Origin of the sequence: Chitinophaga polysaccharea (assembly GCF_007829335.1) — a bacterium.
Classification (GTDB): domain Bacteria; phylum Bacteroidota; class Bacteroidia; order Chitinophagales; family Chitinophagaceae; genus Chitinophaga; species Chitinophaga polysaccharea_B.
In genome coordinates this window covers 207,540-222,935 of sequence record NZ_VIWO01000008.1, presented here as the reverse complement: position 1 = coordinate 222,935, position 15,396 = coordinate 207,540, and the positions used below count along the sequence as shown (strand labels likewise).

General features: G+C 48.3%; 12 protein-coding genes. 4 read left to right on the top strand and 8 right to left on the bottom strand.

Features of this window, described 5'->3' with window-relative positions:
* Positions 1–97: 97 nt before the first annotated feature.
* Entirely contained in the window at positions 98–1,057 is a 960-nt protein-coding gene (locus FHW36_RS24430; RefSeq protein ID WP_145673044.1) for a hypothetical protein, read from the top strand.
* 7 nt (positions 1,058–1,064) lie between these two features.
* On the opposite strand, the gene FHW36_RS24425 is transcribed toward FHW36_RS24430, so the two are convergent.
* Positions 1,065–1,439, bottom strand: a complete 375-nt coding sequence (locus tag FHW36_RS24425; protein ID WP_145673043.1) for a winged helix-turn-helix transcriptional regulator — start codon at positions 1,437–1,439, stop codon at positions 1,065–1,067.
* A 106-nt stretch (positions 1,440–1,545) separates the two neighbouring features.
* Here FHW36_RS24425 and FHW36_RS24420 point away from each other — a divergent pair, with 106 nt between their 5' ends.
* Positions 1,546–2,421 (top strand): SDR family oxidoreductase, encoded by an 876-nt coding sequence (locus tag FHW36_RS24420; RefSeq protein ID WP_145673042.1) that lies wholly within the window; start codon positions 1,546–1,548, stop codon positions 2,419–2,421.
* Between the two features lie 177 nt (positions 2,422–2,598).
* On the top strand, positions 2,599–2,826 hold the full coding sequence (locus FHW36_RS24415) for an RNA polymerase sigma factor (protein ID WP_186452582.1): 228 nt from the start codon (positions 2,599–2,601) through the stop codon (positions 2,824–2,826).
* A 65-nt stretch (positions 2,827–2,891) separates the two neighbouring features.
* Here the strand turns inward: FHW36_RS24415 and FHW36_RS24410 are convergent, their stop codons facing one another.
* From FHW36_RS24410 to FHW36_RS24380, 7 genes are all read right to left on the bottom strand, one after another.
* Positions 2,892–3,968, bottom strand: coding sequence for a hypothetical protein (locus FHW36_RS24410; protein ID WP_145673039.1), 1,077 nt, complete (start codon positions 3,966–3,968; stop codon positions 2,892–2,894).
* Positions 3,969–4,079: 111 nt separating this feature from the next.
* Positions 4,080–5,909 (bottom strand): cytochrome-c peroxidase, encoded by a 1,830-nt coding sequence (locus tag FHW36_RS24405; protein WP_222429165.1) that lies wholly within the window; start codon positions 5,907–5,909, stop codon positions 4,080–4,082.
* Between the two features lies 1 nt (position 5,910).
* Positions 5,911–7,485, bottom strand: coding sequence for a purple acid phosphatase family protein (locus FHW36_RS24400; RefSeq protein WP_145673038.1), 1,575 nt, complete (start codon positions 7,483–7,485; stop codon positions 5,911–5,913).
* An 11-nt stretch (positions 7,486–7,496) separates the two neighbouring features.
* Positions 7,497–8,576 carry a phytase gene (locus tag FHW36_RS24395; protein ID WP_145673037.1) on the bottom strand — a complete coding sequence of 360 codons (1,080 nt, stop codon included), beginning with the start codon at positions 8,574–8,576 and terminating at the stop codon, positions 7,497–7,499.
* Between the two features lie 17 nt (positions 8,577–8,593).
* The gene (locus FHW36_RS24390) at positions 8,594–9,859 is read right to left on the bottom strand and encodes a right-handed parallel beta-helix repeat-containing protein (RefSeq protein ID WP_145673036.1); all 1,266 of its coding nucleotides are present in this window, start codon (positions 9,857–9,859) and stop codon (positions 8,594–8,596) included.
* Between the two features lie 22 nt (positions 9,860–9,881).
* Positions 9,882–12,632 (bottom strand): TonB-dependent receptor, encoded by a 2,751-nt coding sequence (locus FHW36_RS24385; RefSeq protein WP_145673035.1) that lies wholly within the window; start codon positions 12,630–12,632, stop codon positions 9,882–9,884.
* A 237-nt stretch (positions 12,633–12,869) separates the two neighbouring features.
* A complete protein-coding gene (locus tag FHW36_RS24380) occupies positions 12,870–14,447 on the bottom strand; it encodes a tetratricopeptide repeat protein (protein ID WP_145673034.1) in 1,578 nt (525 codons plus the stop codon).
* A gap of 175 nt (positions 14,448–14,622) precedes the next feature.
* Between FHW36_RS24380 and FHW36_RS24375 the strand changes: the two genes are divergently transcribed.
* Positions 14,623–15,393: a 3-keto-disaccharide hydrolase gene (locus FHW36_RS24375; protein WP_145673033.1), complete on the top strand. Its 771-nt coding sequence runs from the start codon at positions 14,623–14,625 to the stop codon at positions 15,391–15,393.
* The last annotated feature ends 3 nt before the right edge of the window (positions 15,394–15,396 follow it).

Sequence of the window (15,396 nt, the reverse complement as noted above, 5' to 3'; positions counted from 1 at the left end):
CGGGAAAATTTTTTCCGGATAGGGTGCTGGTATGGCAGTGGGAGTAGTACCTTTGCCTCCGCCGTAATAATAATGGCGCCGAAAATAATCTCTATTGATGATGAAACGTTTGTTTGTTATTGTATTTCTCCAGCTGGGCATGCTGAGTGTCAGCCTGGGGCAATCGGTCAATGAAGACCTCAAAAAGAAAAATGTAAGTGATACCATCTTACAAAACCGCAACCTCGTGTTGCCAGGCGCCTTTGATGGCCAGAAAGCTTTACTGCAGCTGTTTCCCGGAATGCATTACAAGTGGACTACCAGCAGTGGCAGGGCTGAAGAACTGATCAACTGGGAATGTAAAACCTGCAAGGGCAAGCCTTACCTGAATATCTATGATGAAGGCAGCGATGTATTTCCCTTTCCTGACGGGGTGGCTACCCGGCTGATGAATGTGATGGATTTTAAGGATTCTTCCGGGATGCAGTATAAAGTTATGAGCTTTAATCACTCTGAGTTTGATCCCGAAGGGTTCCAGGTATCCCGGTTTACCGGCGGCATATTGGGACTGGCCAAATTTGTATTAACGGACGGAGGTTGGAAGCTGCGGATGTACCAGCCGGTGATAGGCGCCTATGGCGCGTTTTCCCAGTGTCCTACACCTAAGCCATTGTTGATAGGCAATGATCAGTATGCATTTCTCCTTAAAAATCTGAATGGTGGTGCAGGAGGTCCTTTTGATGGCGACTATTATCTCATCGGCGGTATCAATGGTGGTTATCAGCAGATCATGGCTGCATATGGCGTAGAACGTACCGAGGTAAGCGCTGAAGAAAATATGTCTGCCTGGACAAGTACCTACACAGTACCGGCCAGTGATAAAAAGTATTTCCGCGATATCGTGATTACGCTGAAAGGCAGCGCTACGGCCGATGATACAGACCGGTTGCCGGCAGAAGTTAAGGCATTGCTGAAAGGAAAAAAGAAGATCCGCTTTACCGCAGAAGAGCGGTATGTATATAAAGGCAGCAAGGGGTATGAATTACAAAGCCCCGTAAAAGCTACCTTACTTCCCTGATATTTGTTTACGGGGCGGCGGTTTCCACCAGTCGTCCCGTAATTTTTTTACGGTGCATCGTACCCCATTCCGACAAGGCGTTGAGTACGTTTCCCAGGGTAAAACTATAGGTCGTTAACTCATATTCTACCACGTGTTTGATATCGGCATGTGCTACCCGGCGAATAAAGCCATTCAGCTCCATTTCTTTCAGCTCGTTCGATAATACTTTGGCGGAAATGCCAATCACCAGGCGTTGCAGCTCGTTGAAGCGTTTTTTACCGTCCATGAGCGCGCCGATCACCTGCAGCTTCCATTTACCCCCGATGGCATACAGCGCGTCGCCTATGGCATTCAGTTGGCCTTTGCAATGTTCCGGGCTGGGACAATTATTTTGATCCACTTGATACTGTTTTGCTAACCTGCAGGTTAGTAGTAACCTACAGGTTAGGTTGAATATTTAGTTACCAAAGGTAAGTAGTTTTGGTTTACTAAAACAAGATAAAAAAATGGCAAAGATACTCGTGACCGGCGCCACTGGGCAGCTGGGTAAAGTAGTGGTAGATGAACTAATCAGCAACGGCAACACATCGGACATTGCAGTATTGGTAAGAGATCCAGCTAAAGCCGCCCATTGGCAGGCGCAGGGCGTTACCGTGTTTCAGGGCGATTACAACAACTATCCTTCCCTGGTAGCGGCTTTTAAAGGCATGGATAAACTATATTTTATTTCCAGCAATAGCATGACTGGGAGGATAGCCCAACATGCCCAGGTAGTGAATGCGGCCGTGGAGGCGAAAGTGGGCCATGTTTTTTATACCAGTTATCATCGGAAAACAGAGGATGGTAGTTCACCGGTAGCTGCTATCGGCAATGACCACCTGCAAACGGAAAAGCTGCTCAAAGATGCCGGCATTACCTATACGCTTTTGCTGCATGCGCTGTATGCGGATGTATTACCTATGTTCCTGGGTGATAAAGTGCTGGAGTATGGGATGATATCATTACCGGCAGGCGCCGGAAAAGCGGCCTACGCCACGCGGGAGGATTTGGGTATAGCAGGCGCGCGTTTATTGCTTGGCAACGGACATGAAAATAAATCCTATACGCTGGCGGCTAATAATGCTACTTCGTTTAACGAACTGGCGGCAATATTCACGGAGTTATCCGGGAAAGAAGTGAAGTATGTATCGCCCACAGCGGAAGCGTTTACGGCGCAATTAGTGCAGGCAGGTATGCCGGTGGAATATGTGCACTTAGTAACTGCCTTTGCAGAGGCCATTGGAGCAGGAGAATTTGATTTACCGGACAATACATTAGCGGATATATTGGGGCGGGAACCGGAGTCGATGAAAAGCTACGTGGCGAAGGCTTTTAGCTTATAGTAATTGAATAAAAAAAGGCTTTTACCGCAGATGATTTTTGCAGGCGCCAAAAATCATCTACGGTAAAAGCTTTTATGCATTTAAGACTGGCGCTCCGCGATCTCGTTATTTTATTTTATGTTTACAACTCATTGAAAAATTTTGTTGGAGCATAGCGATTTGTATAATGAGGCAAAATTGCTGCTACAGATAGCGGCAGGAGAAGAAGCTTCTTTTAGTATACTGGTAGACCGTTACTGGCCCAGGGTATATGGTCATGCCCTGGCGTATGCCAAATCCCAGCATACGGCAGAAGAAGTAACCCAGGATGTTTTTATGGACCTGTGGCATAACCGCGAAAAACTCCCGGCCATTGACAGATGGGTAGACATGGCGAAGGCGCGCCAGCTTAAATATGGCAACTAAAGAAAGGCGGGTAGACACCCGCCTTATGCCAACTTCATGTGTTTTTACGATGAAAATCTGAGTTATTAAAAGGAAACATTTAAATACGCCATGGTAATCTCTTTTTGTTGTTGTTTGGTGGCTGGCCGGTCGAGATAGATACCATACCAGGAGGCTGCCGTATGCGTAATTTTCTGATCGCATTCCAGTAGCTTATCGGCCAGTTCCAGTAATCCTTTCTGCAGCTTAGCCACTCCCGGCTTCAGTAGTGGGTTGTTAATGTTGTCGCCCCATCCGAGAGCTTCCAGCCGGGCATCATAGCGGGCAAGGCCGCTGAGATATTCTTTTTTAAACTGCAACCATAGTTGCCGGTCCTTTTCCAGCATAGCGGTGGCCGCTTTCATATGTTCGTTAAAGTATTGGTTGCTTGCCGCTTTCTCCTTCAAGGGATCGGGACCGGTATATTCTCCGCGGGTAATCACCGGAAGCGCCTTCAGGGCGGCATCTTCCCGTACATCGATGGCTTTGTGCACACTTACATCCTGGTTGTGTAAAGGCTTGTAATACCTTGTTTCCAGGCTTTGCTGCCAGGCAGCCACTTCTGAGGCGAGGTTGTTGATATCTTCTATTTCTTTACCCATTTGCGCAGCCTTGTTGTTATTGGCCGGTTTACCGCTGGCCTTAACGTTATGGCTTTTCAGCAGGTTTTGTATATATGCGGCTTGTTCTGCTTCACTTTTGGCTTCAAATTCAGCGGCAAATTTTTCATCACCCTCTAGTTTGATGTAAAATTCTTTCATGGCCGCCTGCATATCGGGATTATTGTTTACTTCGTCATTTCCATTCTTCATCAGCGCCACGGCCATGTCGGCTTCTTTCGCCACATCCCTGGGCTCATCCCCTTTTGGAGCGGTGGCATCTATCTTCGCTACCAAGGCCGACAACTGGTTGTGCCCTTTGGCATACAGGTCCTGCAGTGGGATAACGGTGGTAACCGGATCGCCCTCACGGTGCGCCAGTTTCCAGGCTGCCTCCAGCGAGGCAGGCGGCTCTACCAGCTGGGGCGCAATAACAGGATGTAATTTTATTTTCAGGGCAGATTGCGCCAGCAGTGCCGGAGCGGTGAGGCAGCAGCAGCACAGCGCAAATATTATTTTTCTCATGTCGCGATAATTTTGCTTGGGGAAAACATGTTTTTCTTCCGATAAAACTGTTGAGCAAAATTATCGCTATAAATGAGTGCAGGTATCAGTATTAATCGGGGCTCGTAAAATTCAGTAGTTGTACGTAGTCGCCGGTTGATCGGACAAAGCCTTCAGGAAGGCGATGATATCTTTCATTTCGCTGGTACTGAGTCCCAGTTTAGTCGCGGTTAACGTTTGATAAGGATCTTTCATTCCCAGCCCATTGCCGCCGCCGGCGTTGTAAAAGTCCATCACTTCTTCCAGGGAACCAAAGGCGCCATTGTGCATGTAAGGTGTGGTCATGGCAGCATTCCGGACGGTGGGCGTTTTAAACGCCCGTTGATAAAATGCTATGGGGAAATATTCAAACCGGCCGGCATCTTTGTCGGGCTGCGGGCGACGGAGACTGCCATTGCCCGGCATGCCCAGGTTTTCGAATTCTGTCATCTGGTAAAGTGGCGGCGTGAGGCCATTGAATAAAGGCGCAAAGTGGCAGGTAGCGCACTGGCCCTTTCCCATAAACAGGTTAAACCCGTTTACCTGGGCAGGTGTCATCGCTTTTTTATCACCGGCCAGGTAGGCATCGAATGCGCTGGTTTGGGGCGATAAGGTAAAGATATAAGCGGCAATGGCGGACGACAGGTGTGTCATGCTGATCGCAGGAATACTGTCGCCGGGGAAGGCATCCGCAAAAGACTGCCGGTAAGCGCTGTCGTCGTTCAGTCGCACGATGATGGCGTCAGGATACCCGTTCATTTCTTCGGGGTTGGTAATGACCGTTTGTATTTGTTTGGATAATGTATTGGCGCGGCCATCCCAGAACTGGGCATATTGAAATGCTGCATAATAGAGGCTGGGCGCATTTCGGCGGACGTGATTTTTTTCGTCGGTGGCGAGACTGGTCCGCAGCCCATCGCTGAAATATTTATCGGGTTGGTGACAGGTAGCGCAGTTGCGTAGCCCGTTGCCAGAAAGCGCTTTGTCGTAAAAGAGTTGCCATCCTAACTTTACCAGCAACGCGCCGGTATCTGTACCACCGGGAAACGCCGATGCACGCAGGGCATCTTTACTGAATAAGTTTTTTGCATCGTAGTTTAACGCGCTCCGGGTATGCTGATCCAGTTGCAGGTGGTGTATGAGGTTACCTACACTTTCCTGTAGCGGTAAAGCGCAGGTAGTAAGAAATTCCATGCGGTTAAAGTGGTCGAAATCTGTATGCAGCTCCAGGTAACTGATGCACTGCCCGAGGTAGCGGGTTACGGCTTGTGTTTCGGGAGAGCTGGTACTGAGCCAGGGCTGCAGCACTGCCTGGATCGTACGCATCGATTGTGCAGTTTCGGCGATACCGCTTTTGAGTTCGGGAGCATCATAACCGGTAATGCCACTGGCGTATAGGCGTACCAGTTCTATCCGCAGGCTTTCCATAATGTCTTTATCGGTAGCCTTAAACTGGTACAACAATGCAGGGAGATCTGTGGCTGAAGAGCTGACCAGGTTGGCCTGATCCAGTAATGCCTGTTTGTGGGCGTAGGGATTTTTATCGAACAGTAATACCGCCATTTGCTGTAGTCCGGCGGGAGATTGGTATTCCATGTAGGGCTCATCTATTTCCGTTTTTGCGGGACGGTTATACACCATAGAAGAGCTGAAGAAGAAATAGTCGAGGAAGTATTCAATGTGTTTATAGGCCAGCCGGCATTTTTTCAGGGCAGCTTTGGCGTGTTCAATGCTGGCGGGTTTGCCGGGAGTGATTGCCTGCATGGCTGTTTCCATTTCCCGGGAGGCAGCTGCAAACCTGGCAGCGTCCTCCCTGAAAATTGTAATGGTATTGTCTACGCCCGTATCGGCAGGCGTTTGCTTAAATCCCCATGCCGAAAAGATGGCCAGTAAGGTAAATACCGGCCATATGATCCATTTCATTTTATTTAGACACATGAACGGTAAACGTATCTTTTACTACGTTGAACGCATCGGTCACCGTGTATTTGGTGGTAGCGGCGGTAGGCGTTACGGTAATACTTCTGCCGGTTTCGCTGCTACTATTCCATTTATAGTTGCCAATAAACGAAGCGGTGAGTACGGCCGACTGTCCTTTCTTAATGGTGATATCGCTGTGTTTATTCACATTTTTCATGATGGTAAATTGGTCGCGGACCGTGCCGTCGGCGCAGATCCATTTCAGGTCCAGGCGGTTGTCCTGTACTTCCAGCATGGTGGCGCCGCCGTGGTCAGCGTCTGAAAAATACATGGCCTTATGCGGGAAGGTAGTTTGTTTACCTCCCAGTTTCCCGGCAGAACCACTTACCACGTATACGGTACCGTTATTACGGGCGCTGTCTTTCACATAAGGCGCCGCATTGCTGCCGCCGTCGTAACGTCCGGAAGAGTTGCTGATATTGTGTTTGGCAGGGTCAAAGGTGTTGGCCATACCGTAGTGTCCTTGTATGAGCCGGGATCTTTCATAGTCGTGGCTATGCCCATTCAGTACCAGGTCTACACCATTGCGTTCCAGCACCTGGATGAAGTTCTGACGGATGTGGATCAGTTCATCTTCTTCATCGGAGTTGTGTGAGCCCATGGTATACGGTGGATGATGCCAGTAGGCTACCACCCAGGCTTTGTTTTTATTGGCGGCCAGGTCTTCTTTTATCCAGCGTACCTGTGGTCCCAGGGTATCATACAGGCGGTAGGCGCTATCTTCTTTACCGTAGCTGTCGAGCGACAGAAAGTGGATATTGCCGATATCGAAGGAGTAGAACGAGGAGCTATGGGAAGGTATGCCACCGGATTCTCCTTCGGAAGGCATGGTGAAGTTTTGGTAATAAGTAGTCTGGTGGGTTTCCTGCGCGTATTTGGCACTCAGGTCCGTATCATGATAATCATGATTGCCGGGAGCGGGAAATAGCGGGTATTTCTTCAGCAGGTCGTCTTTATACACATTGAAGAATTTGGTCTGGTATTCTGCGTCGGTACCATCGGGATAGGCGTTGTCGCCAAGTAATATCCAGGCATCGAGGTGGTTGTTGCCCAGGTATTTCACCAGCTGTTCTTTTACCTGGCGTTGGTTAATGGAATTATCGCCACAGTCGCCCAATGCGGCAATACGGTATAGCCCTGCTTTACCGGGTTCCGGCAGCGTCACAAAAGAATTGTCGGTATTGCCTTGTAACACCTCTTTCAGGCTGCCAATGCTATAGTAATAGCGGGTGCCAGGTTGCAGGTTGGTAAGCTTTACTTTATGTTCGGTGGTGAGAGCCAGGTCGTCTGTCTGCCGATCCAGTTTATCGGGAGACGTACCATACTTTACCCGGCTGCGGGCGGAAGCATCGGTACGCCAGCGGATAACGATACTGTTGCTGGTAGCGGCTTGCAGATAGGGACCGCGCAGCAATGCCGGCGCAATGACGGTTTTTACTTTTTGTACAGGAGTTTCCTGTGCCTGTATACTGGTAAAACCGGTAGCCAGCAACAGGCTGGTGATGATCATGGACTTCATATAATAGGAGACTATTTTTTTGTTGGCACTACTTCCAGTTGTTTCCCGGCAATATCTTCCCAGCGGTAGTAATGAAAGGTTCTGTCATCGCTCATCACGACAAACATTCCGTGTTGGAATGTTTCATTCAGCGGAATGCTTACTATATCCGACCCGTCGCTGTGACTGGCACTCACTTTTATTACTTTCAACAGCCGGTGGGAGGTCCCTTCGCGGTTGAAGATATGGAATTTATTGGCTCCCTGGTCCGATACCAGGATATATCCTTTGGTAGGGGAAGTTTTGTAGATAGCAATACCTTCATGATCTTCCGTAAAACCGGTGGTGCCAAATACCGACAACTCTTCATTTCCCTTTTCAGGGTCGGCATAATATTGCCTTACACCGTACTGTTCATCGGAATAGTAAACATACCCGGCTTCATTATCTACGGCAATGGCCTCAATTTCTTTCTTGCCGCTGTAACGGCCAAACTTACGTACCAGGGTGGCCGTTAATTTTCCGTTACCATTGTCTGATAAGCGGTATTGCCATAAATAGCCTCCGTCCAGCGGACCGGTTTTACGGCCCGCAATGGCGTATTGCTCGCCGGTTTTGCTCGTGTAAATGGCAATACCCATACCGTCGCGGTATTGATGACCTGTTTCGCCTTCAAAGATAGGAATGCCTCCATCGTCGATGGGTTCCATGTCAGGGAGTGAGAAGAAGCGGAGTTTATGGGTGATTCTTTCCGTGGTAACGGCATAGTCTATACGTTTCCCGTTGAGGAGTAACCCATAGCCAATGTCTACGTTGTTGGGCCGCTGGAGATGCGGTACTATTTTTTTAATTTTTCCCTGTAAATCAAATACGTAGAGGGCTCCTTCAGCTGATTTATCGGTGCCTATCACCAGGCTCTGCGCGGGATTGGCCGGATTTACCCAGATGGCAGGGTCGTCGGAGTCGAATTGTACGGGTTCGGTGATTATCGCCGGTTGAAGAGTGGTGGTGTCCGTGTATTCGTTTACGTGAGTGCTGCCGGGAGTAGCGCAGGTAGAAAAACACAGCAGTCCATAGACTGCTGTGTTGAATAATATAAAATGTTTACGCATGTTGAAAAGGTGAATCGTTAGTTTTTGGTACCGAGGGCACCGATAGTAGAGGACGGAGCGGGCGATAAATACAGCTTACCGTTTAATACGAGTCCGTCGGGGAAATTGCGGGTAAAAGCGGTAGTGCCGGCGCCAATAGCAGGGGATCCGGGTTGTACATGGAAGTCCCAGCTTTCGTTCAGATCCGGGTTGTTCATGGCTGTGTTGAGCGGGTAGTTCACGAACTTAGGATCATGGTCGCCCACGGTAGTGCTGATCAGGTCATTTTTTCCGCCTACTACATCTTTGCTGGGCTGGAACTGCGTAACAGCCGTTTGATCAAAGCCATAGTAAAGGTTGTTACTGAAAGCGGAGCGTTGATCTTCCGGGCCTTTGGTATCTCTCTTTATACCAAAACGTGCGTTGGCAAACAGGTTATTGTATAACTCTGCATACACGGTGGCTTCCAGCCATACTGAACCACCTTTTACAGTAGGTCTTCTCCAGCCGGTATTAAGAATGGTATTATTATACGCGATCACATGTGCTTGCGGGCTGCGATTGCCGGAGTTAGACAGTTTCAGGGCGTTGGTATTGGTAGCATAAAAGAAGTTGAACCCTACATCGGCCAGGCAGCCGGATTTGATATTGATACCTTCTCCGCCTACGAGGCCGGTGCTGTAAAATTTATTACTAGCGAAGATGATCTTACCACCTTCGATATAGGTACAGTCGTCCTGGAAGTGACGGAAAGTACTATTGGTGACTACCAGTTTACCGTTTACATTGCTGAACCAGAGGGCAGGCAGGTTTTCCCCGCTTTTCGCCTTATACAGGCCTTGTTTTACAGAAGTAGAGGATTCTGTAGTAGTGGCGCCGCCATATTCTACAACGGTATTGTCGAGCAGGAGCTCTTTGCAGCTCTGGGCAGCCAGGATACCGCCCCATTGCTTACCGAATTTACGGCTGTCGCTACGTAAATTTTCTTCGATGGTAAACCTCACGGGGAATTCTTTGGTACCCATTGCGTAGAGGTTGCCTTTTACGATAATTTCAGGCTTGGCGAGGGTATCCATGATGATGAGCACGCCTTCTTCTATTACCAGCGACTTACCTTCCGGGATAATAATATCGCCGGAAATACGTTTGGTACTGCCTTTTTCCCAGATGCCATATACTTCCCCGGCCACTGTACCCGCGCCGGCTACTTCTTTGGTAAGATCCACATCGCTATTCGCTTTTTTGCAGGCGCCGCCAAGTGTGGCGATCAGTAATGCGCTGCCAATGATTTGTTTATAGTTCATGACGATGAATATTTTAAATGAGTTATAATTTGTAGCGTACGCCCAACAGGTAGGTTTGTTTGTAATACTCTTTCCTGATCAGTGTTTCGTTGGCTTTTCCCTGGCCAGGTAATTCGGCATTTTCCGGGTTCACGCCTTTGATAAATATTTCGGCTGGTGTATTCAGCAGGTTGCCGGCTTTAGCGAAAATGCTGAAGTGGTTACGGAATCTCTTTTCCACAGAAATATCCATCTGTATGAATCCTTTTTGCCAGAGGTCATTGTCTACGAACTGGGAAACCGTCACGATGCGGGGACCGGTGTATCCTCCGGCCAGCTGCGCATCCCAGCCATGTTGCGTGTCTTTGTACAGCAGGGAGAGGTTGGCGATGTGCTCCGACTGACCGTATAATGGCCTGGTTTGATCTACCGCAATTGTTTTCAGGTCGCCTTTTTCATCCCTGATCCGGGCGCTTTTGCTGGTGGTAATACTGGAATGGGTATAGGTATAATTGGCCTTGATGCCTATGTTACTGAAGAATTTGATATAGTCTACTTCCAGTCCGTAGTTACGGGCGGTACCAAAGTTACCGGCAGTGTAGTACTGGTCTTGTGGCCGGGTGCTATCTGCTACAATAGTATTTTCGATGGGATCTTTTATCTGTTTATAGAAGATGCCTACGAGCAGCTGGTCGGAATGGTTGGGGAATAATTCGTAACGCAGATCGAAGTTATTGGCTGTGGCACGCTTCAGGTCTGGATTACCGCGTTCTGTGTAATCTTCCTGTACAACGCTGCCGGGCACAATTTCAAAGAAGCCGGGACGGTTCAGGGAACGGAAATAGGACCCACGGAGGTGCTGATGTTCGGTTAATTCATATTTCAGGTTCAGGCTGGGCAACACATCGGTGTATACCTGGTTACCTGCCGGGCGTTTTTCGCCCAATGGAAACAGCATACGATATCCCTGGTCAGTGTGTTCTACGCGTACGCCACCGGTTACTTCCAGGTCAGCAGCTTTGAATTTGAACATACCGTATCCGGCACTGGTTTTTTCAGATGCATCGTAGGTGAGCGCATTTGCCACGGCGCCTTTGGGATTTTGTACATCCCAGGAAATGCCGGTATAACTGAAGAAGTCTTTATTGTATAGGGCAGTGGGGGTAGAGGGATAAAATACGTAGTTGTTAAAGAAACTGCTTCTTTGTTTATCGCGATACAATCCACCTGCAGAGAAATCTACTTTGGTGCCGGCAATTTTAGTGGTATAGGTGAGATCCAGGTAACCGGCGATATCGTTGTCGGTATTACGTTCCCACCGGCGATTACTTTCAGTGGCGGTAGTCATGGTATCGCGGTTGTTGTTGCGGATACCATTCAGGCTGATGGTAGTATTGTCGGGCACTTCATTTTTAGCAGAAGAAAAAACAGCTGACCATTGCAATTTTAATTTACCGAATTTATGATCGCCATGCAGCGTGGCGTTATAGATTTGCTGGTTGATCTTCCGGGAGCGGCTTTGGTAGCTGAGCTGCGCGTCGCCAGTAGCTGGTTTATAGTCGGAAGAAAAATTAGTGCTGATGCCTTCGCGGGTCTGGAAGTTGAGCAGGTGCATATAGGCATTGTACAGCGATATTTTGTGATGCTCATTGAATACATAATCTACCTTTCCATGGAAGCCGCTGCGTTGCTGCTGTTCGCTGTATTGGCGTTGCTGCATGCTGGTGATCACGGCTACTTTCTGGGTATCCACCTGGCTGGTTGGGTAAAAAGTGCTGGTGCTGCCGCGGAAAGTATTCTGGTAGCTACCTGCGAGGATAACGCCCAGTTTATTATTCAGGAAACGCTGACCAATAGATAAGCCGGCTACCAGGTTAGGCGCAAAGTTTTTGTTTTTGTAGTGGAGCGTGCCGGTAGCAAAATCGGCCGGGGTGGCATTATAATTTTTGCCATGTGCTTCATAAGGCGATTTGCTGCGCATGCCGCCGGCATCGAAGCTGGTAAAGCCCTTATCCAATACCATCTGGCTATAACCGGTAGCCACGTTGGCATTTACCGAAAACCTGCCGGGGGCATCTTTCATGACCATATTTACTACGCCGCCTACGGCATCACCTTCCATATTGGGCGTGAGTGATTTGTATACTTCAAGGCGATCCAGCAGTTCGGAAGGGAAAAGGTCCAGTGGTACGTAGCGGTATTTATTATCAGGGCTGGGGATCTTGATACCATTGATCAGGGTATAGTTATAACGTTTATCCATACCCCGGAGAATGGCATATTGCCCGTCGCCGTTGCTACTGCGTTCCAGTGATACGCCGGATACCCGTTGGATCACGTTGGCCACGGTGAGATCGGGCGACACTTCTATCGCCGCGCCAGACACCACGTTCATCACCTGCATGGATTTCTGTTCCCGTTTGCGGGCGGTTTTTTCGGAAGAAGCTTTGCTGTTGGCGGCTACTACTACTTCGCTCAGGCTTTTACTATTGCGTTCACTGAGGTACACGGTGATGTGTGGATTATCTTTATCCGCTACCGTTACTGATTGTTTTAATGTTTTGTAGGTAAGGTGGGAAATGACAAGGACAAACTGGCCGGGATTTACTTTCTTAAATTCGAAAGAGCCGTCAAGACCGGTTACGGTAGCAAGGGTGGTTTGCTCCAGTACAACGGTAACGCCTACCAGCGGTTCTCCTGTTTTCTGATCGTATACATGTCCTTTGATACTGGCTGCGTTGGCAGCGGTGATGCTCAGCAACAGGCATAGTAACGTTTGTAAAATTGTTTTCATTTTTGATGAATTTGATACGATTCGAGTTAGTGACGAATGGTATCGCAAATGTGCCGGGCTGCAGAAAAAAATGCAAGAAAGCAGCGTAAGCAAAACGTAAACAGCGTTAACAGGCCCGTAAACAAAGTGTAACCAGCGTATACAAATGGATTGTAAGTAGTTGATAGTTAATTGTTTATTTGTAACAAGAACCGCCATTACCAATATGTTACGTGAATATTACCGGAAGGTTAAGCCTTAGAGTGTTTGTACAAAAGTGCTGAGGGTATCTCCTTCGGGTATGTTTAATTTTTTCCGGAGACGATACCTGGCCACGCGCAAACTATCAGGAGAAATACCGAGAATAGTTGCCATATCTTTAGAGTCCATATTCATTTTATGGAGGGCGAGTAATTTAATATCGTTGTTGGTAAGGTCGCTGTACAGTGCATTGAGTTTATCGAAGAACACCTGGTGTACCTGTTCGAAGATGCCGGTAAAATCTTTCCATTGTTTTTCGTGGTTCACGTTCTGGTTGATTTTGAGCACCAGCTGCTGCAGTTGTTTTTTCTGGTCGCGTTTATCTTCCTGCACCATTCCCGACAGGGTGTTGCGTAACTCATCGAGGAACTGGTTGCGTTGAATGACATCGAGGGTGTGGGTGGCCAGTTGTTTACTTTTTAGTTCGAGCTGGTCTTTCTGGATGCGGTTCAGCTCCGCATTTCTTTCCGACATGGCCTGGGCCTGGCTGATCTTCAGCTTTTGGCGCGAGATGGTGAGCAGGCAAAGGAGAATGAGCAGTACGACTACGATGCCTACGGAGATATAAATGATACGGTTGATATGATGGCTGTTTTCCAGCTGCATAATTTCATCATTCTTTTTATTGGTATCGTAAATGATCTGGAGGAAGTTCATTTGTTGGTTGTTTTCGGCAGAATAAATTTCCAGCAGGCATTTCCGGCTCCACTCCATATAATAATAGGCGCTGTCGTGCTGGCCTATCAGGTTAAACGCTTTGGCAATGTCTTTACAGGCGGCGGCTTCCTGGTATTTGTTGTTGGTATGCCGGGCAATGGTCATGGCTTCTTTTGAGTAGGGCATGCTTTGTTTATAGGCCCCCGTTTTTCTTAATATATCGCCGATATTGTTGATCACTGCTATGCCGGCCAAATGTTCGTGGTGCAGATCATATAGTTGCAGGGCCGTACGAAAGCAGGCGAGCGCGGTATCATATTTAGCCAGATCTTCATGAATGGTGCCCAGGTTTTCGTATATGCCTGCCATACCGAGAGTATCTTTGGCGTTTTGATATTGGGTAAGCGCCAGTTGCTGGAAATACCAGGCGCTGTCGTATTGTGATTGCTTTTCGTAGTAGTGACCAATATAGCCATAGGTAGCTGCCATGCCGGATTTATCATTGGTTTGGCGGTATAGCTGCAGGGCTTTGTCGTAGTGGGCTTTGGCTGCTTTTTTATTGATATTCCGGTAGTACAGTTCCCCCATATTGTTTAGTACGGCGGCTTCCTGGCTTTTGTGCTGATGTGTACCGAAGATGATAGCGGCTTGCTGATAGTATTCGAGCGATTTGGCATAGTGGCCAAGGGTGAAGCAGATTTTTCCCATTTGTTGCAGGCATTTGCCGGCGGTGAGTTCATCGCCGTTGGCCATGGCTGTTTCCTGCATTTTCCGCAGTGCAAGAAAGGCCGAGTCGGGTGATTGCCGGGCCGGTTTGGCGGTCAGCGTGACGGGCCCCTCGCCAGGCTCGCCGGTAGCACGGGTGAATAGTGGAAGCAGGAGTAAGTACAGTATCAGGAAAGGAAGGCACCTTTTCATTTTAACGGTAAATAAGCATCAACAATCCGCAAAGAATGTTTTTTTGTGTTAACTGTATGTTACCAAATCGATGGCCGCCGGTATAAAAGTGCTTGCGTCAGTATACTATTTTATATATTATTGTGACACCGGTTATTATTTTGACCCAGATATTCATTCCAGTTAAAAATTGATTATGAAAAGAAAATTCTTATTTACGATGTTGCTGGCAGGTGGTTTTTGCGCGGCTCAGGCTCAGGAAAAAGCAAAGCCAGAAGATACCGAAGTATATACACCTGTTCCACCAGAAGTAAAACCCGGTAAATGCGGTGCCGCGCCTTCCGATGCGGTAATTTTATTTGACGGTAAAAACCTGGAACAGTGGGTAATGGCCGACGACCGGAGCAAACCGGCCGAATGGACCGTAGGTTCCGGTATCCTGACGGTTAATAAACATGTAGGGAATATCGAAACCAAAAAGAGCTTTACCAACTACCAGTTACATATTGAGTGGAGAGTACCTTCTGATATTACCGGATCCGGGCAGGCCCGCGGCAACAGCGGCGTATTCCTGGCTTCCCTGGGTAAGGGCGATGCGGGTTATGAATTGCAGGTGCTCGACTCTTATAAGAATAAAACCTATACGAATGGTCAGGCCGGTAGTATCTACAAACAATTTGTTCCCCTGGCTAATCCTACCCTGGCGCCAGGAGAGTGGAATGTGTATGACGTGATCTGGACCGCCCCGGTTTTTGCAGCAGATGGTTCGCTGACCAGTCCTGCCCGGGTAACCGTTTTATTCAACGGTGTACTGGTACAGAACAATGTAGAAGTAAAAGGACCTACCCAATACATTGGCGCTCCGGCTTACCGCCAGGCACATGGCGCCTGCCCGATTAAGCTGCAGGCACATGGTGATAAGAGCGAGCCGCTGAGCTTCCGTAATATCTGGGTAAGAGAATTATAATAA